Consider the following 17448-nt stretch of genomic DNA (forward strand, 5'->3'; position numbering starts at 1 on the left):
AGGCGCCGCCAGCAGGTCATGCCCGAGCCGAAGCCCAACTCTTGCGGCAGGTACTCCCACTGGATGCCCGTGTGCAGCACGAACAGGATCCCGCACAAGGCTTGTCGGTCCGGCACCCGAGGCCGGCCCGCCACCAGCTTCGGACCTGGCTCTGGCAACAACGGCTCGATGAGCGACCACAGTTCGTCCGACACGATCCACGGCCGCGACTGACGTTTCCCCACGCCCCGACCAACGAGCGAACAAGCCGACGGTCACTTGATCAACAACTTCTGTTAGGACCTCTAAGGCCACTACACCGAAGATCATAGTCTCTCGTTTTGCACCCGGCGCCCAGCGCGAATGCCCGCGAACCGGTGTCCCGTCAGAGCGTACGTACGGCCGTACCCAAGGCATGCAAGCCTCCCCCTCGTCCAACTTCCCCGCACAGCCCCCCCCATGATGGCAGGGGGCACTGACAACGCGTCAGAGCATCAGGACCTAGGGTGATCAAGGAAGGGGAGAACCGGCCAGGCAGGCGATGTGCAAGTGGGCCGGCCGTACATGGCATCCCGGCGCTGCCGGTGGCCGAGGGCGAAGCGGTGATGGCAGAGCGGGCTACGGGAACGGGTTGTCACGCCAGGCCGGCAAGCCTGGAATGCGGCCGGCCCCCTCGACCATCAGGTCGAGGGGGCCGGTGCGTTGGTAGCGGGGACAGGATTTGAACCTGCGACCTCTGGGTTATGAGCCCAGCGAGCTACCGAGCTGCTCCACCCCGCGTTGGTGCGGCAAGCCTACGGCATGATTTTGGTGCCGCCGCCACGGCTGCGCTGGGTCTGCGGAGGCCTGGGGCCGGGCATCGGGCCCACGTAGCCCACCTCTGTTTCTGGCTGCCGGGGATGGTTTGGACTTTTTCGGCGGTCGTGGGGGATAGGTCTGCATCGCCGTCGTGTTGTGCGGCGCGGGTGCAGGGGAGGGCGAGGGTGCGGTCAGCGGTGCGGGTCGAGTCGGCTGCGGTGGAACTGCGTAGCGGCTCGGTGCCCGGACCGAGGGGCTCCGGCGGAACGGGATGCTCTCAGGAAGCTCGCCGAGGCTGTTGAAAGCCCTGCTGAGGGAACGCTGACGCCTTGTCACCGACGCGGCTGCGGGATCATTCGCCCGCGGGAGGATGACACTTGCGTTCTCTTTGTGCTGGGCCGGGAACGGTGTTCGGTTTGGATTCGTAGGCGTCGGGGCGCGGTGGCGTCTTCGATGTGAAGGCCGAGGTGGCTTCTCGGTGATTGGTTCGGTCTAATCACGGCCGGTGCCTGCTGGACACCTCCATCACCGCGAAGCTGGGCGGGGAGCCCTGGCACGGTCCGTTCGACTTCCACGACGTCCCCGGGATCCTGAAACACCTGGTCACCGCCTGTTTCATCGTCCTGGGCTATCTCACGGGGATGCGGAGCGGAGAGCTCTTGGCCCTGGAGAACGGGTGCTGCCCGGATCCGCAGGGGCCGCCGGAGGCAGCCCGGCGGCACCTCATCTATGCCGGGCAGTTCAAAGTCGCCTGCGACGAGGACGGCAATCACCAATCCGCCGGAGTCGTACGCGAAGCTCCCTGGGTCGCAGTCCCGCAGGTCGTCACGGCAGTGCGGGTGCTGGAACAGCTCGGCGGGCACGGACTGCTGTTCGCGATCGAAGTCCACGATCCGCTCCAGCCCGAGCGCCGCAGCGGCAGGTCCCTGGCGATCGCCACGATGAGCAACCGCATCGAGTCGTTCATCGAGTGGGTCAACAGCCATGCCCACAACCGGGGGCGCCAGGCGGAGGTAATCCCGGCCGACCCGCATGGGCGGGTCGGCACGGGCCGCTTCCGCCGCACGTTGGCCTGGCACATCGCCCGCAGGCCGGGCGGACTGGTGGCCCTGGCGGTTCAGTACGGGCACATGCGCACGCTGATCAGCGAGGGCTACGGATCGCGCTCGCGCGGCGGCATGCACGACCTGCTCGACTTTGAAACCGCCCGCAACGTCGCCGAGCAACTCAGCGAGGTCCACGAGGCCATCCAGGACGGCGAGGGCGTCTCGGGCCCCGCCGCGAGACGCCTGATCAACGCCGCCACCCAGGAACACCACCGCTTCGGCGGTCTCATCACCTCCGTCCGCCAGGCCAAAGACCTGCTGGCCGACCCGACCTGAACGTCTTCGAGAACAAGGAAGCGTTTCTGTTCTGCAACTACGACCGGGCCAAGGCGCTCTGCCACCCCGGCCGCGACACGAAGAGCGAGGCCCCCAGCCTGGACCGCTGCAAGGTCAATTGCGCGAACATCGCCCGCACCGACACCCACGCACATCAACTTCGGGACGCGGCCGATGACTTGGGTCGCCAGGCCGTCTCTGGCCTGGTTCCCGAACCGCTGGCCGACCGGCTGCGGGAACGGGCCCAGGTCCTGACCGAGCTCGCCGACCAGCACGACCACGACCGCGTCCTGGCGGCAGCGGGGGCCGAGTTGTGAGCTACGACGACGAGAGGAAGAACATCAGGGCCGCGATGGACCGGCTGCTGGCCGGCACCCCGCTGCGGTCCGATGGAGCGCTGGCCGTCTTGGCGCTGGCCGCCGAGGCGGACGTGAAACGGCACGTCCTCACCCACCGGCATACCGACCTCAAGGACGAGTTCTACGCGAAGGTCCGAGCTCAGGGACGGATCCCCGACAGCGAACGCAAACTGCGGGCCGAGCTGAAGAAGACCAAGGAGAGACTGGCCGAGCTGATCGAGGAGAACAAGCGGCAGCAGGCCGAGATCGAGACATTCGCCCGCGTGGTGAACGTCCTCACCGTTGAGAACCACCAGCTCCGCGGCCAGTCGGGGCATAAGCGAGCCCTGGTGGTGGCCTTGCGCCCGGCCCCCGAGCCCGGCTCGTAGTTGCACCGCCTCGTCTCATCCTGACCGCTGCGCGGTCAGGACGAGACCACAGGGCCTGTCGAGCACGAGCTCATTCAGAGGGCATGACGGGGGACCGCATGCCGAGCCATTGCTCGGCGTCCCAGGCATGGAACCGCTCTACCTCTATGAATCCCAGCTTCGCCGCGAGGCGCATCGAGCCGACGTTGGCAGTCTGGGTGGCAAGCACCACCGGCTCGCCGGGAAGGACGCCGTCGAACCAGTCGAGTGCCGCCGCGCACGCCTCGGCGGCGTATCCGAATCCCCACGCTCGCGGCAGGAACAGGTAGCCGAGATCTGCCTTCCCCGCGGCAGCCGGGCGATGGTGCTCCGGTGCTCTCCTGAGCAGGATCTGGCCGATCATCGCCCCGTCGAGATCAACGACGAAACTTCCGGGCCACTGCTCGGGCACCTTGGGCGTCTCGCGCTCAAGCTCGTCACGTGGGCGGGGGCCGCCGAGGTAGGTGTGCACCTCTGGCGAGGCGAGCAGTTCGATGAACGCCGCCCGGTCGCGGGCCTCGGGCTCACGGAGTACGAGCCTCTCGGTCCTGATCGGGGCAGGGGGCCAGGCGATGGGTCCGAGCTCAGTCATGTCGGCCAGCCAATCAGCACGCTCGGCAGCGATCAAGAATCGCAGACCGATCAAGCCACCGGCCCGGGCCCCATCCTCGCCAAGGGGGCGGGCCCTACAACCACGCCTGCCGGGGACGAGATGCCTCCCATTCTCGTGAGCATCGACTTCGGCAGCGGCGGGCCGCATCCCGAAGTGTCGATCTGCTTTCGGGATTCGTGAATAGAGCCACCCTCTCCGCTATTACGCGGAGTCACCTCAACAACCAACACCAGGAGTCAAATGAGAGATCGCTACAACACAGCCAGACTTGACAGGGAAACCTTCTGCTGTTTTCCCGTCTCCATGGGCGCGCTTCCGGCCCACCTGGAGCGCATGCGCTCGCACCCGGACATCGCCGGTGAGGTGCTGCGCCTGGAGTACACGGCGATGAGTCTGAACCCCAACGCCAGGCTGTACGGCAGGCGCAACCTGCTGGAGCTCTTCGCCCCCTCCAGGCCCAGGGACCGTGCCTGCCTGGAGGCGTTCGAGCGTGAGCTCGATGTGCCCTGGGCGCTCTACCACGTGCGCCGCCTGTTCCTGCTGTCCCAGACCGGCAAGCGCCGCCCCGTCATGCGCTCCATCGAACGCGTCGACACCGGCCGCTCCCGGCAACTGGCCCGGCGGCTGATCACCGTGTCCGATCGGCACGGCATCGACGTCGAGCACGACCCGCTCTACGGCCGCGCCCGCGCCTGGCTCCGCCCCCGCCGCGAGGCCTGGCCGATGGCGGAGGAGCTGTTCGTCACCGCCCCCGCCCGCGTGATCGACAAACAGGAAGACACCTTCGAGCAGGAATGGCACGCCCTGCTCTCCGGCTCCGCCGCCCGGCTTCCCCTCGCCTGACTCTCATCACCTTTCCCCTCGGCCGAAACCGGCGGCACCGTACCCACATCAAGACCGGGATTGATGCCCGACCGCCCTGTCCGCGCCGTCCCGACCCCGAACCAGCCGCCCTGTGACGGCCCCTCCCATTCCCTGCCTTCCTTGGAGCAGTCATGCCCGCACGCCCCACCGCCTGCCCGTCCGACACCCCGGACCTGACCGCCTACGACCTGCTCGCCCCACAGCTGTCGGGCGGCAAGGACAGCGGCGTGATGCTGTGGTCGTTCATGCAGGACGCCACGGCGGCCGGGGTCATCAATCGGGTGATCACCTACCACGCCACGCTCGGACCGCTGGAGTGGCCGGCCGTGCACGTCGACGGCACGCGCTTTGCGTCGATGTCCGAGCTCGCCGCCGCCCAGAGTGCGGCCTGCGGCATCCCACCCGGTCGCCATGTGGAAGTCGCACGGCCCGCGTTCCTGCTCACCGAGATCGCCGCCTACGGCCGCTTCCCCCGCATGGGCAGCCCCTACTGCCGCAAGTACGCCAAAGAGTCGATCATCTCCACCGCCTGGACTCCCCTGGTGCGGCGGCTGCGCCACGAACTCGGCCGGCCCGTGCGGATCCTGAAGGTCATGGGGTTGCGGGCCGACGAGAGCCGCGACCGCCCACCACCCCGCCTACCGCAACGTCCTGACCAACGGCGTGCGGATCGTGGACGAGTGGCTGCCGGTGAAGGACTGGCCCACCGCCGCGGTCCTCGAATGGCACCAGGACGCCCCTGTGCCCTACCACTGGACCTACGACTCCTTCCCCGGTGCCAGGGATTTCAGGGGCACCAGCCGATGCTCCTGTTCTCTGTGCGTGTTCGCCTCCAAGCGGGACCTGCTGCTGGCCATCGCCCGCCGGCCCCGGCTCGCCGCGCTGTACGCCGAGGTCGAGCATGCCCGCGGCGACAGCTTCCGTCCCGACTGGCGCATCAGCGACCTGATCGAACAAAGCCGTCTGCCCACCGCCCCAGACCCCGGCATCGTCCTCCCGGACGACGGCCCCGACATGGACCTGCTGGAGAGGCAGATCCGCACCGCCCTGCAACAGCCACCACGCAAAGCCGTCGACCTGGCCGCCCGCCCGGCCTCCGGCCCAGTCTGTGGCGGCTGCGCTGCGGCCTCTATCGCCCCCGACCTTCCTTCCCAGTCCTTCTAGAGAGGCATACTGACCATGATGACGACGAGCACCCAGCGCCTATTGGAACTGTCCGCGGCCGCACCGGTCGCCGATGGCGGGGACCTCCTGGACCTGCTGCGCGAAGGCAACGTCCTCTACCACCAGGGCCTGCAGGAGACACACCAGGCGACCGCGACCCGCCTGCAGGGGCTGTCCACCGCCGACCTCGCGGCCGCAGCCGACGCAGCCAAGGTTCCCTACGACCCCTCACGGGACCGTGCGGAGATGGTTCTGCTTCTCGCCTTGGCCGAGTGGGACATGACCCCTTCGGCGCTCGCCTACTCAGCCATGGTGGAAGACGCCGCGCGCCGAGGAGTCAGCCTTCTCCCCGAGGAATGACGTCTTGCCCACGATCCCGACCCGGGTCAAACGGTGGGCATGCGGCCCTTTGATGTCCGGTTCGGACGGCTGGCGCGTTGGCGCTCCGGTCCGTCCCTGCCCACATGTCGGCGTACTCGTCGATGTACCCGATCCGGTACGGATGAACGTGCCCAGCCAGTCAGCCACAGGCGGGAGAGCTGGGAAGGGCTCGTGGTACGAACCGAGACAGGGATGATCACCCCATGATGCGAGGTGCCTTCGACCACGTCCCTTTGACCGCGCTCTTTCCTCTCCTGACGCCTGCGGACGTGGACTCCTTGCATCAGGCGGCCGGCACGGTCGACGAGGCTCGTGCAGGCAGAAGCACGGCGGATTGGGAGTGGGTCCTGGAGCATGCCGCCTTTCCGGGCACACAACTGGGGACGCCGATCGTCCTTGGGCTGGATGTCAACGAGCACGCCGAGGGAGGCGACCAGCTGGAGTTCCTGCTTCAGGTGGTGTGGACCGACCCGGGCCAGCTCGCGGTCCATGCGTCGGTGAACGTGGCCTGCTGGTGCGAGACCGACCACGCCACCCATGACGTCGACGCCCTCAGGCTCGTGGTCGGCGAGAAGACTCCGTTGTCCGATGCATTCCGCGCCGGCGCCGAACGCCTCACCGGCTGGCTGGCCGATCCGCACGACGCCGACCACTGGCGTGCCAAAGCGGGACTACCTCCCCGGCGGATCAGCTGAAGGTCCGTGCCGGGCACGCTCGTCAGTACCCGACTGGGTACATTCGCCGCGTGTACGCCAACACCACATCGTCCGGGGTGGGCATGGGCCGGCCAGCCTGAAATGTGTCAGTCGACTGGACTTCGCCAGGCAACTCACGTCATTATGGGTGACGTGAGTCGGGTGGGCCGGCTCCTCGCTACGCGACGGGATGTTCAGGTCATGGCTGCCCCGTCCGCGCCACGTCTCATCGACGCTGCAGGAATCCGTGCAGAACACGGGCTGAGCCCGCAGAGCATCAGCCGCCTGTACGTCGAGCGGGAAGCCAATGGTTTCCCCGAGGCTGTCGGGCAGCGTGGCCGCGGTCGGGCCAGGCTGTGGAACAAGGACGAGGTGGACCAGTGGTTCGCCGAGCGCAAGGTGTCCAACCGCTTTCAGGATCACCGGCCTCCCACCCTTGACCCGAATGAGCTGCTCAACGCCGCCCAGGCCTCGCGCTTTCTGGGCTACAAGAGCTCCAAGCAGGTCACTACCTATATCCGGGAGCACCCCGGCTACTTCCCTGAGCCTGACGTCGTTGAGGAACTCGGCACTTCTGAGCGTCCTTACCGCCGGCAGCTGTGGCGGGTACAGACTCTTCTGGACTGGATGGCGACCCGGCCCGGCCGCGGCAAGCGCAGCGACGCCAAGCGATCTGCCCTCCCTTCTTCAGATGTGCCCGTCGACGGTGATCCGGACGAACTCCTGGGGGCGTCTCAGGCCGCCGCCCTGCTCGGGTTCAAGAGCATCAACACGTTCAGCAGCAGTCTCGCCCAGGGCAACCTGCCGCTGCTGAACACCGTGGACGCTCTCAGTGAGAAAGGCGGATACCGCCGGTGGACGCGCCGGCGCATCCTCGAGCAGGCCGCCCAGCGCAAGACCAGGTAACACAACGGGCAGGTGAGCAACGCGCTCACCTGCCCTTCACAGACGCGGTCTCCGGCTATGGGTTGTTGATCCCCGTGCGGGCCGGATTCCGCAACGATGGCCGGCATGGCGTAGCTCGCCACTACGCCGCGCAGCAGCCAGTGTTGCTGCGGACCGGCCATCGTCCGTTTTCCAGAGATTTCAGGCTCGCCCTGTGATCGGGTGGCGATCTGCGATGCAGCCATCCACTGATCTCATCCTGTCGTCTCTGCAGCGCAAGCAGTCTGTGGCCGGAGGACACGGGGCCGACCACGGCTTTGACCGCAAGGTGTTTCCCTTCCGTGACCGTGGTCGGGCCTTCGTGGTCGGTGGTCTGGTCGGGGCTGGGTTTCCTCGTCGACAACGTGCTGTCGGTCGAACGGCCCGCGCTCGACTCAGGCCGCACGCGCGCGCCGAAAAGAAGTTCCCCATGCCCCGCTCCTCTTCGAGGACACGTGTTCCCTATCTGTCTCCCGGCCCGGTCGAGACTTTGAGTCACCAGATCATGACCGCCCTCGCTCAGCACCGCCTCGCCACCACCGGCCAGCTGCGACGGATGCTGCGTCCGGACGGCACACGGCAGCTGATCTCCCGCGTCTTGAACAAGCTGTGCTCCGACGGCTTCGTCGCCTACACGGTGCTGCCCGGATCGGATCGCTCCCCCACACGCGCCTGGTATCTCACCCCCCACGGCGCGCGCGTGACGAGGGACCTGCCGATCCTGCGGGGGCGGCCGCCCTACCCGATCACCTCCACGACGGCGGCTTCGCTGAAAACAGCGCATACCCTGGCCGTGGTGCGCGCTCACCTGGCCTTTGCCGCCGATGCCCGCTGGCTCGGACACGAGCACGGCCCCTGGGACTGGACGCCGGAGGTGTCCCATTCCATCGGCGAAGGGGAGCGGGTGATGGCCGACGCCGTCATGTACTACATGGCCGTCGACGGTGAAGAGCGCCGCAAGCTGCGTGCCTTCATCGAAGTTGACCGCACGACCATGGGCAGTGAACGGCTGGCCGTGAAGCTCATCGAGTACGCCCGTCTCTTCCGGTACGAGGCACAGCCGGTCGGCCGTCGCAGGCCGGCCTCTGCCGGACCGTCATGGCTGCGCTGGTATCCGGTCTTTCCGCGCGTGCTGTTCGTACTGACCGGCGCCTCCCGGAACCGGTTGGAGAACCGGATGAGCGATCTGCAGTCGATGGTGGCGCAGCACCCGCTCGTAGCGGGCCTCGCCCGCGAAGTCCCGCTCGGGGCCGCCGTGCTGGAAGACCTTGAAGAACAGGGTCCTTCTCAGGCCGTGTGGATACCGTTGGCCGGCGGCAAGCCCCGTCCATGGACAGACCTGTGAGCCCTCAGCGCGAGGAATAGATGCTGCCCCGGTGCACGGCGCAGGGGCCCGAAGCTCAACGACCAGCGGGCCACCCGCAGCAGGTCCGCTGCTGCGGACCGGCCATCTTAAGCTTCTGAACCGATGGATGCCGGGCCAGACTCGCACCCTCTCATGCACGAAGCGATCTCCCCAGCCGAGTGTCCTCAGGCGTGGATCGGCTCTAGGGGGCGAGCACCCCCGTGCGCGGGTGCGGTCTCGATGCCCCCGGGCGTCACCGCGCGCGGGCGGCCCGCGCCTCGCGCTCGTCCGTGATCTGGTCCAGTTCGCGCATCGCCTCGGCGTGGGCGCTCATCCGCCGACTGACGCTGCCGCTTGTGAACAGGACCGCTCCGGCCACGGACACCGGCACGGACAGTCCCAGCACGGCCATGGCCTCCGGCCAGTCGCGCTCGTTCTGACAGTAGTCGCCGTGGCCCAGCCCTTCGTTGGCCGTGCCGCTCTCCGTCAGCAGCCGCGACTCGCATTCAACGGGGTACCGGTCGTCGGGCTTGCGGTCCACCTCATACGGGGTAAGGAGCAGCAGGGTGCACCAGCTCCACAGCAGTCCGGCCACGACCAGCAGGCCGGTGCCCCAGGCTCGGGTCCGGCCGGCCCGGTCACGGAAGTCGAGGTCATACTCACTTGATCGCACGACGGGTGAATCTATCAACGGCTTCCGCTGCCCTGCCCAGGTCGTTCTCCCGCCTGACCAGGCACCTCGCCGCCCTCGGCCTGTTCGTCTAGGGAAGAATCATGACGGTTCTTCAGGAATCCCGAGGGGCCATCGTGATCTACGCGGATCCATCGCTGCCGCCTGCCGATCTGGCCTGCGGCAACCGGGAGATAACAGCCACGAACCCGCGGGATATCGCATAGACCGAAGCAGCAGGATCGTCACCGATCCTGCTGGCTTATTCCGTGTCCGGCGGGGCTGGCGGCTCGTTGGCCAGGACAGTAGCGGCCGCCTTGGCGTCCCGGTCGCGGGTGAGGTGTGGAATGTCGATGCGACCGAGGTCGTGGCCGACGGTGCCGCAGTTGACCGCGCAGGTGGCGCGGGCGGTGGCGGCACGGAGCCCGTACCCGTTGGCGATGCGGGTCTGTGACGAGCTGGGCGAATTGTTCGCAGACGCCGAGTTCGCCGAGGCGTTCGGATCCAGAGGGAGGCCGGGCTGGTCACCGGGCCGACTGGCGCTGGTGGTGGTGTTGCAGTTCGCCGAGAACCTCACCGACCGCGCGGCAGCGCAGCGGGTGCGGTATGCCCTCGCCGAGATCGATTTGGTGACCCATCACACCGTCTGAACTCAGTCGGGCGTGGCTCCCATCGGATACCTCTCCTGGATGAGGGCGCTGAGTGCTGCTCGTACTGCTTCCAACTGCTCTCCGGTGGTGGTCATCTCGTGTCGCAGTCGCACAAGCCGCCCATCCGCGCTCCTTCTCTTGATCACCTCGCGGAGCTCGGCGTGGTGACTGTTGACCCAAGCCACGCGCGCGTCGACGGCCTGATCGAACTCCCCCAGAAGGTTGGGACAGTAGATGTGCATCATGCTGCGCAAGTTCCGTCGAGCTGCTTGACGGCGCTTCGTTCCGCTCCACCTCTGGGCGACAGCAGCTGATGGTGACATCAGGGCGTTGATCTCGCGTCTCGTGCGACGCGCGAGAGTGTTCCGAGCGAAGGAACGCCGGAAGGGCAGCGGACCCGCGTAGGAGTTACTGGAGGGGTGCTCGGCTCTGGCCAGGTGTGGTTGATCCGCGAGGATCAACTCGACCACCTTGCTGGTTTTCCGCGCTGCCTCACACCACTCGCGAAGGATCTCGTGCAGCTCGATCAGTCCCTCGTGCATATTCGGCAATACGGGCACGCCCGTCCCCTGGTTCACGATGCTGCGCAGCACGCTGCTGCCGGCTCTGACTACCGCAGCTGCCTCGGGTGCCACCATGGTGATCCCCATCTCGGTGTTTGTCCGGATGTTCAAGGATGGGCAGCCTAATCATGGCGAACAAGGCCGCGTTGGTTTCGTTCACTTCTAGTGGCGGCGTTTGTTGACGAGTTTGGACAGCGGATGGGTGGTCATCGAGCCAGTGTTGTTCGCGAGTTGAACGGCAGGGACGGTGTCGTGCGTCGGTGACCAGAGTGTCCGTACATTGTCGGACGCAGCCGGCGTGGACGGCGAAACCGGGTTTCTGGCTCTGGAGTTCGACTCCCTGGCAGGGCAAGATCGGCACATGTCCAGCCAACGTGAGATCGTTCTGCCGCCAAGCATTCGGTTATCAGGAGACGGGATACTGCTGAGGGAGTGGGCCGAGTCCGACCTGTCCGCGTTGGTCGAGCTCTATGACGATCCCGAGATCGACCGATGGACTCCGGTGCCCTCTCCGTTCGACTCCAGAGCGGCGCGTGAGTACCTGACCAAGGCTCGCGAAGGCCGCGAGGAAGGGCGCAAGAAAGCGCAATTGGTGATCACTACCGATGGTGAGCAGCCGCGCGGTGAGGTCCTCCTCTTTCGCAGCGAACTCGACGCGCGGGACGTCGAGCTCGCTTACGGCATCGGCAGCCAACATCGGCGGAAGGGCCTGGCCTCACGAGCCGTCACGTTAATGGCTGACTACGCCTGTCGCCAGCTGGGCGCAAGGCGAGTGCTGCTGCGCATTGAAACGGGGAACTCTCCGAGCTTGGCTGTCGCTCGCGCAACTGGCTTCCAGCTCACCGACGACGACCCCGTCACGCGCGAGGCCAAGGGCCGCCAGGTGACATTGCTTACCTGGTGTTATCAGAACAGCGGAGTAGATTCCCCTTCGGCTTGAGCGGCTGAGAGGCCTCGCCTTCAGCCGGCCGCGGCCTGTTCGGCTCGGGCTCGGGTGCTGGCGAGGCGGTAGGAGTCGGTGCCGGTTTCGATGATGGTGCCGTTGAAGGTGAGGCGTCTTGCTGACGAGTTTCGACCAAACGGCGCTGGTGGATGAAGGGGAAAGTCCAAGCCCGCAAGAGATTGCACGCTTCTCGTGACGACTCAGCCGGACCCTGCAGTCACCATGACTGTTGGCCGGAAGGCCTGCGTGCTAACCGACGAGGAGCGCCCGGCACTGCTCACGCTCGTTGCCGTTCACCAGGAGGCCGCCACGGCGAGTTTCGACGTCACCGTGTGGGAGAAGTAGGGAGCGGCCTACGGCGGCACGTCCCTTTGGTAGCTCGCTGCGCTCGCGCGGGCCCATCGCCGGGCTTGCCGCACTGTGCTCCATTTGGAAGGCGCCACACACGGCCTTTACGTGCGGTCGGGCCGTCTGCCTGCTCCCAGGTAAAGGCCTTCCTCGGGGTGCTTCCAACAGGAACACGGCAGGGGAGGGCGCGCCGCCGGGCCCCTTCCGTTCTGTGCGCCTCACCACGGCTCTTCAGGAGGACCCGGACGGCATCTGGGGGGCGGACGGCGCCCGCCCAAATGCTGTCTGTAGCTCAGGGGCATCCTGCCCTGACAGTGGCCTGACGCCTGACACCGTCACAGCCCCCTGACGGGTCGCGGAGAGCTGGCACCGGGCGCTGTCGGTGGCCTCACCTCAGCCACCCGGAGACGTTCACGACTGCCGGTCCGGTCGGGGCGCTGAGGCGGTCATGTTGGTGCGGGTGCCCCATGGTTGCCAGCACGATGAGCGACGCGGGTTGCCGACGCCGGGAAGCGACGCGGGGTTGCCGACGCCGGGGTGTTCCCTGTCCGTGTATCAGCAGGGTCGTTGCCCGCCTGACCCAGCCGCCCGCGGGCCTCACTGCTGACCTGGCCCGGCCGGTGGAGGGTCAGTGACCGGCGCCAGCCTTGACCGCTTTCGTGGCGAAGTAACCGGAGAGCCAGCCGGCGGTGGTCTCCGAGTGGTGCGGCGCCTCGGCGAAGCCGGTGATGGCGAAGCCCGTCGCGATCTGCCCGCCGAGCTGCTCGGTGAGCGTGTGGCTGTACTCCACCGGCGCGTCGAGGCCCCACAGCCGTTCCCGCTCGGCGGGCTCCAGGTGGGTGAGGTCGCTGTAGGGAAGGCGGTGGCGCACCATCAGCTCGCCGCGCGCTTTCAAGGACTCGGCGTCGAAGAGGTAGACGTCCGGGTTGAGGAAGCCGGACAGCAGCGTCCCGCCGGGGCGCAGCACGCGGTGGCACTCGCGCCAGACCGGCGCCAGCTCCGGGATGAACAGGTTGGAGACCGGGTGGACGACAAGGTCGAACGAGGCGTCCGGGAACGGGCTCAGGTCGCGCGCGTCGCCGAGCACGGTGCGTAGGTCGAGCCCCTCCCGCGCCGCGACCATGTCGTCCTGCGCCAGCTGGCGGGGCGAGTTATCGAAGACGGTCACCCGCGCGCCTGCCGCGGCCAGCACCGGACCCTGCTGCCCGCCGCCGGAGGCGAGACAGAGCACGTCGCGACCGGCGATCTCCGGCGGGAACCAGGTCGGGTCGACCGGCTCGTACCCGATCAGAACGATGGACCACTGGCCGGCCCGAGCCTTCGCGATCACCTCGGGGCCGACCGGACGTGACCACTCGTTGCCCTCCTCCACCTCGCGGTCCCAGGCGAGGCGGTTGTGCGCGACGGGGTCGACAGGAGTCTGACTCATACGCCGTACCCTAGTTGCTGCACCGCACCAGTTCCGCCGATGGCTCTCGGGCGGTGAGGCGCTTGTTGATGGCGCCGATGCCGAGGTGGTCGGGATCGAAGGTGCCGCCGATCCAGTGCAGGAGTTCTTCGTACTGCTCGTGCCGGGGGTCGGTGATCGCGGCGAGGAAGTCCGCGTAGCCCCAAGGGCCGCCGCAGTCCTCGGGCGGGCAGGCTCGACGGGTAGGTCAGGCAACGCGGGTAGGTCGTAGCCGACGGGGCGGACAGGACCTTATCCACCTCGATGTGGTGGACCCAGTCGTCGCCGAAGTCATAGGTGTAGCTGATCATGTTCGGCACCGGTCAGCCTCGAAGGGGCTTGGCGATCGGAGTCCCCGTGAGGCCGGCCAGGAACACCCCGGGCGTCGAGATCTTCGTGTCTCTGATCAACGCCGGGACGGGCCTGCCCTCGGCCTCCAGCTGTTCGAGGTAGGTGACCAGCCGCAGGCCCGATCCCTTCTTGAACGGGCCCTTCAGCCCTTCCGCGATCTCGACCAGCCGTCGATGTTCCTCGAAGGCGGCCAGGATGTCGTCGGCGTACTCCTCGACGAACCGCAGGGCCCAGACCAGCAGCGGGCCCATCGTCGCCGGGGAGATCGGCTCGGTGACGTTTTCGCCCAGCGGCGAGGCCGCCGGCAGGTAGTCGTCCATGCCTTCCGCGACCCAGGGCGGCGCGACGAGCCGGTCGGTGTCGGGCAGATACAACCGTCCGTAGTAGTGCAGCCGGGAGAGCGCGATCAGATGACTGGTGGCCGTGTTGCGGGCCAGCCCCCGTGCCTTGTCGAGCTGGTGGCTGTAGTCCGACAGGTCCTCGGCCGTCACCAGCGAGAGCTGCTTGATCCCGCGCTCGTCGAGCCACTGGGCGAACATCGACCATTGAACGACCGTCTGTGTGATCCGGCCGACGCTGAGCTTGGAGCGCATGGCGGCGCCGCGCAGGGTAACGTCCCTGTCGGGCAGCGGATAGTTGATCAAAGTCCAGGACGCGTAACGGAACGGCTCCCTGAAGACCCTGGGGAACCATCGCCAGCGGATGATGTCGTCCGCTTGCGAGGGGTTCTGGGTCAGCGCCAGCAACGACCAGCCGTCGTCGCCGTACAGGGGCACGAAGTCGCGGCGGCCCTCGACCGCCCGGTCGGGATCGAACACGAAGGTGTCGGCCGCGGGGGCCGCGAAGCGGGGGTTCAAGGCCAGGGTCATGCGTCGAATCCCTTCTTCAGAAGCTGGTCAATGACCCTTCGGTCGTGGGCACTTGCCTTCTCCAAGGCGTCGTTCCATTCCGTGTCGGTGAAGTCGGGGGCCTTGCGCAGGTGCCGCAGCCGCGCGAAGGGCTCGCGCCAGTCCTGGTCCCACACCTCCGGCGAAAGCACCGCCCGCAGCTCCTGCAGCACGTGCAGCAGATAGGCCAGCCGCGGCAGGTGACGCGGGGTGATCACGGCGTTCGGGCAGGCCGTGCAGAGCAGGAACGACGCCCGGCAAGGCATCCCCTGTTCCCCGAACGGGCTGTGGGTGTAGTCGCTGCAGCTGGCGGTCGGGGTGTCCTTGTCCACGTTCGTGTCCGCCCGGCTGATCTGGGCCTTGAACAACGACCTGGCCGCCTCGATCGCCTCCTCGACCCCGTCGTGATCACCGGTTGGGCCGCCGCGTGCGTGCGCGGGTCTGGCAGGACATAAGCACCGTCGTGGGTGTCCTGACTGTGCTGCGTGGGCTGCCGCTGATGCGTGATCACCACGGTCTTGCGCAGGCGCCGCAGGTTCAACGAGCCCTCGCCGCCCAGCTCCTGGCGCCAGTTGCGCCAGACGTTGGCATGGAAGTGGCCGTCGAACAGGCCGGCCGTTCCCTCGCCGTAGGCGGCCCGCCGCTGAGCGAGCCGCCAGACGATCAGCCGGTCGGTGGGTGCCCCCACGTTCTTCAGCATCTCCCGTGCCGGGGCTGTGGACTCGATCGCGTGCGTGATCAGCCGTCCAGGGGAATTCGCTCCCCAGTCGGCCAGGTTCCTCGTCTCGTAGCGGTCCGCCGGGCGGCGACGCCGCTTCTCCAACTCGACCCGGTAGATGATCTGCCCCTCGTTGCCCGCGTCGGGGCTCGCATCGGGCACCTTCATCTCGACGACCGGTGTCGCGTTCCACCCGTAGGCCGCGATGATCAGGATCATCAGCGCGAAACCCTCATCGGTGGTCATGAACAGCCGCATCCACGTGTCCTCGGCCCGGTTGCCGCCCAAGGCTTGGGCGTAACACGGGTCGGGACGGTGGCGGCCATCCGGGCGGATGAAGAACGGCGTCTCGCCGGTGCGGATCAACCGGTCCAGTGCCTCACCGACGAGCCAGCCGTCTGTACCTCTTTCGAACCGGCCCGCTCGCCAGTCAAGGAGGTGCTGCAGAGCGAGCACTCGTGTGGCGTCCGCACACAGCACGGCGCGGTGTTCGGCGATCAGACGGGCGGTGCCGTCGGAGCGGACGTCGCCTTCGGCGGGCGGGGGCGCCAGCAAGGGAAGTGGTGGGGCGCCGGCAGGCGAACCAGCGCCCCACGAAGTGGTGCGGGTGAACCGGTGCCGCACCGAGTGGCGCGGTGAAGGGGAGAACGGGAGGGCGGGACCGGCAGGCGAACCGGTGCCGCATCTGGCGGCGCGGTGAAGAGAGGAAGGGGAGGGGCTAGGGGCCGACGTCGGCCGGAGTGCGGGCGGCGGGGTGGTGCCATCCGGCGGTCCGCCGCTGCTCCCACCAGGCGGGCGGGCCGCCCGCCTGACCGGCGGCCGGGCCACCGGCACCCGCCCCGGCGGGCCGCGCCGCTGCGGGGGGCAGCGACCGAAGCGACCGAAGCGGTGGGGGAGATGGGAGCGGCGGCGGCCAGGCTGGGCAGGCTGGTCTCGGTGTAGGCGATGCGCTGGCGCAGGCTGATCCCGAGGTCGTCCACACTCAGGTAGACGACGTTGTCCCGAATCTCGGTGATGCGCCCCATGATCAGGACGCTGACCCCGTCGGTGAGGGACTCGGTGGCGTTGCGGGCCAAGTCTCGCCAGGCGGTGCACACGTAGCCGATCGGGGTCCCGTCGCGCCACTGCTGCGCGGCTGCGTCCCACTGGGTGGGGGTCTGGGTGAGGCGGAACCGGCAGACGGCGACACCGGAGTCGGTGAAGCGAACTTCCACGTCGCCGGTGACGGTGCCGGACACCTGCGTGACGGATGGAGCCATACGAACACGTCGCTTTTCCCATAATAGCTACTTACATGGATGGGTCAATCCCCCTGTCGCCGCACCCTGACGCACTGGAGGGCGGTGCGGTCGGCGAGCCGCCGAAGGCGCCCTTCCATGCAGGGACGCGGGACGGGGCCCGCGGCGCTCCCAGATTGCTGAAGACGGTGGCGTCCTCGGCCTCCACCTGGAGCGGGACTGTATGGTCGGGGCGGACGAGCTACTCGTCGGCGGTGTCCAGGTTCCGCCCTGGCCTCACTTGCGCAGCACGTTGTGCGCGTCTCGTGGGACAACGTCAGCGGCCAGGAGGGTGTCCCGTCATCGCCCTCCGGCCGACGACCGAACGGCCGTGGACCTCTACTACGGCACGGACCGGCACCGCGGTGACGAGGGCTACACGCTCTACACCGACGACATCGCCCGCTGCCTCCGCACACCCATCAATCTCAACCTCACCGATCCCCGCGGCGGCGAACAGCGCGGCCGTCTTTCACTCGATGGCCGGCCCCGACGACGAAGTCCTGCCCTGCATTGAACTGGCGGGGATTCTCGGCGTCGCCTATCTGGACGCCGACATGCGGGCCGTACGGGTCTCCGTATGGGGCAGGTATCCGCGCCCGGCCATTCGCCGGTGCGTTCGTGGAGGGCGTCCAGCAGCTCGGCCAGTTCGATCGGGTGCGGCCGGGTCCGGTGTGATCGACACAGCTCTCTCCTTTCATGCG

At 67.8% G+C, this 17448-nt stretch carries 22 protein-coding genes, 1 tRNA gene and 3 pseudogenes; 13 read left to right on the forward strand and 13 right to left on the reverse strand.

Annotation, left to right across the window (positions count from 1 at the left end; translation table 11 throughout):
• Together BM536_RS00615 and BM536_RS00620 are read right to left on the reverse strand one after the other, a co-directional pair.
• A partial coding sequence (locus BM536_RS00615) for a transposase (RefSeq protein ID WP_157855696.1) occupies positions 1 to 224 on the reverse strand: 224 nt, incomplete at its 3' end.
• 458 nt (positions 225 to 682) lie between these two features.
• Positions 683 to 759, reverse strand: a tRNA-Met gene (locus tag BM536_RS00620).
• A gap of 500 nt (positions 760 to 1259) precedes the next feature.
• On the opposite strand from BM536_RS00620, the gene BM536_RS41570 reads away from it, so the two are divergent.
• From BM536_RS41570 to BM536_RS00630, 3 genes are all read left to right on the forward strand, one after another.
• Positions 1260 to 2159, forward strand: coding sequence for a hypothetical protein (locus BM536_RS41570; RefSeq protein WP_211362794.1), 900 nt, complete (start codon positions 1260 to 1262; stop codon positions 2157 to 2159).
• Positions 2160 to 2338: 179 nt separating this feature from the next.
• Positions 2339 to 2476, forward strand: a complete 138-nt coding sequence (locus BM536_RS41575) for a hypothetical protein (protein ID WP_211362795.1) — start codon at positions 2339 to 2341, stop codon at positions 2474 to 2476.
• Complete coding sequence (locus BM536_RS00630) at positions 2473 to 2886, forward strand: hypothetical protein (RefSeq protein ID WP_245873195.1); 414 nt, start codon at positions 2473 to 2475, stop codon at positions 2884 to 2886. The genes BM536_RS41575 and BM536_RS00630 overlap by 4 nt, the downstream gene beginning before the upstream one ends.
• Before the next feature lie 70 nt (positions 2887 to 2956).
• Here the strand turns inward: BM536_RS00630 and BM536_RS00635 are convergent, their stop codons facing one another.
• Positions 2957 to 3496 (reverse strand): GNAT family N-acetyltransferase, encoded by a 540-nt coding sequence (locus BM536_RS00635; protein ID WP_073495628.1) that lies wholly within the window; start codon positions 3494 to 3496, stop codon positions 2957 to 2959.
• Between the two features lie 324 nt (positions 3497 to 3820).
• Here BM536_RS00635 and BM536_RS00640 point away from each other — a divergent pair, with 324 nt between their 5' ends.
• The 6 genes from BM536_RS00640 (at position 3821) to BM536_RS00665 (ending at position 8890) form a co-directional block, all read left to right on the forward strand.
• A complete protein-coding gene (locus BM536_RS00640) occupies positions 3821 to 4360 on the forward strand; it encodes a hypothetical protein (RefSeq protein ID WP_245873196.1) in 540 nt (179 codons plus the stop codon).
• A gap of 684 nt (positions 4361 to 5044) precedes the next feature.
• Positions 5045 to 5545, forward strand: coding sequence for a hypothetical protein (locus BM536_RS42095; RefSeq protein WP_245873197.1), 501 nt, complete (start codon positions 5045 to 5047; stop codon positions 5543 to 5545).
• Positions 5546 to 5563: 18 nt separating this feature from the next.
• Positions 5564 to 5905, forward strand: a complete 342-nt coding sequence (locus tag BM536_RS00650; protein ID WP_245873198.1) for a hypothetical protein — start codon at positions 5564 to 5566, stop codon at positions 5903 to 5905.
• Between the two features lie 224 nt (positions 5906 to 6129).
• Positions 6130 to 6621, forward strand: coding sequence for a hypothetical protein (locus tag BM536_RS00655; protein WP_073495591.1), 492 nt, complete (start codon positions 6130 to 6132; stop codon positions 6619 to 6621).
• 201 nt (positions 6622 to 6822) lie between these two features.
• The gene (locus BM536_RS00660) at positions 6823 to 7527 is read left to right on the forward strand and encodes a helix-turn-helix transcriptional regulator (RefSeq protein ID WP_073495630.1); all 705 of its coding nucleotides are present in this window, start codon (positions 6823 to 6825) and stop codon (positions 7525 to 7527) included.
• Positions 7528 to 8050: 523 nt separating this feature from the next.
• Positions 8051 to 8890, forward strand: coding sequence for a replication-relaxation family protein (locus tag BM536_RS00665; protein WP_245873199.1), 840 nt, complete (start codon positions 8051 to 8053; stop codon positions 8888 to 8890).
• Positions 8891 to 9143: 253 nt separating this feature from the next.
• Here BM536_RS00665 and BM536_RS00670 read toward each other — a convergent pair whose 3' ends face one another.
• Entirely contained in the window at positions 9144 to 9563 is a 420-nt protein-coding gene (locus BM536_RS00670; protein WP_073495596.1) for a hypothetical protein, read from the reverse strand.
• Between the two features lie 383 nt (positions 9564 to 9946).
• Between BM536_RS00670 and BM536_RS45205 the strand changes: the two genes are divergently transcribed.
• The gene (locus BM536_RS45205; protein ID WP_245873200.1) at positions 9947 to 10210 is read left to right on the forward strand and encodes a transposase; all 264 of its coding nucleotides are present in this window, start codon (positions 9947 to 9949) and stop codon (positions 10208 to 10210) included.
• Between the two features lie 2 nt (positions 10211 to 10212).
• Here the strand turns inward: BM536_RS45205 and BM536_RS00680 are convergent, their stop codons facing one another.
• Positions 10213 to 10860, reverse strand: a complete 648-nt coding sequence (locus BM536_RS00680; RefSeq protein WP_094102355.1) for a hypothetical protein — start codon at positions 10858 to 10860, stop codon at positions 10213 to 10215.
• A 211-nt stretch (positions 10861 to 11071) separates the two neighbouring features.
• Here BM536_RS00680 and BM536_RS00685 point away from each other — a divergent pair, with 211 nt between their 5' ends.
• Positions 11072 to 11713: a GNAT family N-acetyltransferase gene (locus BM536_RS00685; protein ID WP_245873201.1), complete on the forward strand. Its 642-nt coding sequence runs from the start codon at positions 11072 to 11074 to the stop codon at positions 11711 to 11713.
• 20 nt (positions 11714 to 11733) lie between these two features.
• On the opposite strand, the pseudogene BM536_RS42100 reads toward BM536_RS00685, so the two are convergent.
• Positions 11734 to 11829: pseudogene (locus tag BM536_RS42100) on the reverse strand (IS21-like element helper ATPase IstB); the annotation flags it as partial.
• 109 nt (positions 11830 to 11938) lie between these two features.
• On the opposite strand from BM536_RS42100, the gene BM536_RS43810 reads away from it, so the two are divergent.
• The gene (locus tag BM536_RS43810) at positions 11939 to 12061 is read left to right on the forward strand and encodes a hypothetical protein (protein ID WP_281258526.1); all 123 of its coding nucleotides are present in this window, start codon (positions 11939 to 11941) and stop codon (positions 12059 to 12061) included.
• Positions 12062 to 12692: 631 nt separating this feature from the next.
• Here the strand turns inward: BM536_RS43810 and BM536_RS00690 are convergent.
• From BM536_RS00690 to BM536_RS00715, 7 genes and pseudogenes are all read right to left on the reverse strand, one after another.
• Entirely contained in the window at positions 12693 to 13493 is an 801-nt protein-coding gene (locus tag BM536_RS00690) for a class I SAM-dependent methyltransferase (RefSeq protein ID WP_073495602.1), read from the reverse strand.
• Positions 13494 to 13503: 10 nt separating this feature from the next.
• Positions 13504 to 13701, reverse strand: a pseudogene (locus BM536_RS44640) (IS1096 element passenger TnpR family protein); the annotation flags it as partial.
• Between the two features lie 28 nt (positions 13702 to 13729).
• Positions 13730 to 13822: pseudogene (locus tag BM536_RS44645) on the reverse strand (IS1096 element passenger TnpR family protein); the annotation flags it as partial.
• A 12-nt stretch (positions 13823 to 13834) separates the two neighbouring features.
• Complete coding sequence (locus tag BM536_RS00700; RefSeq protein ID WP_211362796.1) at positions 13835 to 14731, reverse strand: hypothetical protein; 897 nt, start codon at positions 14729 to 14731, stop codon at positions 13835 to 13837.
• Positions 14728 to 14967, reverse strand: coding sequence for a hypothetical protein (locus BM536_RS00705; protein WP_094102356.1), 240 nt, complete (start codon positions 14965 to 14967; stop codon positions 14728 to 14730). Before BM536_RS00705 ends, BM536_RS00700 begins: the two co-directional genes overlap by 4 nt.
• Complete coding sequence (locus BM536_RS00710) at positions 14964 to 15713, reverse strand: hypothetical protein (RefSeq protein WP_170109866.1); 750 nt, start codon at positions 15711 to 15713, stop codon at positions 14964 to 14966. Before BM536_RS00710 ends, BM536_RS00705 begins: the two co-directional genes overlap by 4 nt.
• A 251-nt stretch (positions 15714 to 15964) precedes the next feature.
• Entirely contained in the window at positions 15965 to 16726 is a 762-nt protein-coding gene (locus tag BM536_RS00715) for a single-stranded DNA-binding protein (RefSeq protein WP_245873202.1), read from the reverse strand.
• Between the two features lie 349 nt (positions 16727 to 17075).
• Here BM536_RS00715 and BM536_RS41585 point away from each other — a divergent pair, with 349 nt between their 5' ends.
• Entirely contained in the window at positions 17076 to 17261 is a 186-nt protein-coding gene (locus tag BM536_RS41585) for a hypothetical protein (RefSeq protein ID WP_073495610.1), read from the forward strand.
• Positions 17262 to 17448: the final 187 nt, after the last annotated feature.

The sequence above is a fragment of the Streptomyces phaeoluteigriseus genome (assembly GCF_001896135.2).
Taxonomy (GTDB): domain Bacteria; phylum Actinomycetota; class Actinomycetes; order Streptomycetales; family Streptomycetaceae; genus Streptomyces; species Streptomyces phaeoluteigriseus.

Bases quoted from the DNA above. Each gene is read 5' to 3' on its own strand.
- BM536_RS00635 (WP_073495628.1), bottom strand. From the start codon at position 3,496: ATGACTGAGCTCGGACCCATCGCCTGGCCCCCTGCCCCGATCAGGACC.
- BM536_RS00640 (WP_245873196.1), top strand. From the start codon at position 3,821: ATGGGCGCGCTTCCGGCCCACCTGGAGCGCATGCGCTCGCACCCGGAC.
- BM536_RS00650 (WP_245873198.1), top strand. From the start codon at position 5,564: ATGACGACGAGCACCCAGCGCCTATTGGAACTGTCCGCGGCCGCACCG.
- BM536_RS00655 (WP_073495591.1), top strand. From the start codon at position 6,130: ATGATGCGAGGTGCCTTCGACCACGTCCCTTTGACCGCGCTCTTTCCT.
- BM536_RS00660 (WP_073495630.1), top strand. From the start codon at position 6,823: ATGGCTGCCCCGTCCGCGCCACGTCTCATCGACGCTGCAGGAATCCGT.
- BM536_RS00665 (WP_245873199.1), top strand. From the start codon at position 8,051: ATGACCGCCCTCGCTCAGCACCGCCTCGCCACCACCGGCCAGCTGCGA.
- BM536_RS00680 (WP_094102355.1), bottom strand. From the start codon at position 10,860: ATGGGGATCACCATGGTGGCACCCGAGGCAGCTGCGGTAGTCAGAGCC.
- BM536_RS43810 (WP_281258526.1), top strand. From the start codon at position 11,939: ATGACTGTTGGCCGGAAGGCCTGCGTGCTAACCGACGAGGAGCGCCCG.
- BM536_RS00690 (WP_073495602.1), bottom strand. From the start codon at position 13,493: ATGAGTCAGACTCCTGTCGACCCCGTCGCGCACAACCGCCTCGCCTGG.
- BM536_RS00700 (WP_211362796.1), bottom strand. From the start codon at position 14,731: ATGACCCTGGCCTTGAACCCCCGCTTCGCGGCCCCCGCGGCCGACACC.
- BM536_RS00710 (WP_170109866.1), bottom strand. From the start codon at position 15,713: ATGACCACCGATGAGGGTTTCGCGCTGATGATCCTGATCATCGCGGCC.
- BM536_RS00715 (WP_245873202.1), bottom strand. From the start codon at position 16,726: ATGGCTCCATCCGTCACGCAGGTGTCCGGCACCGTCACCGGCGACGTG.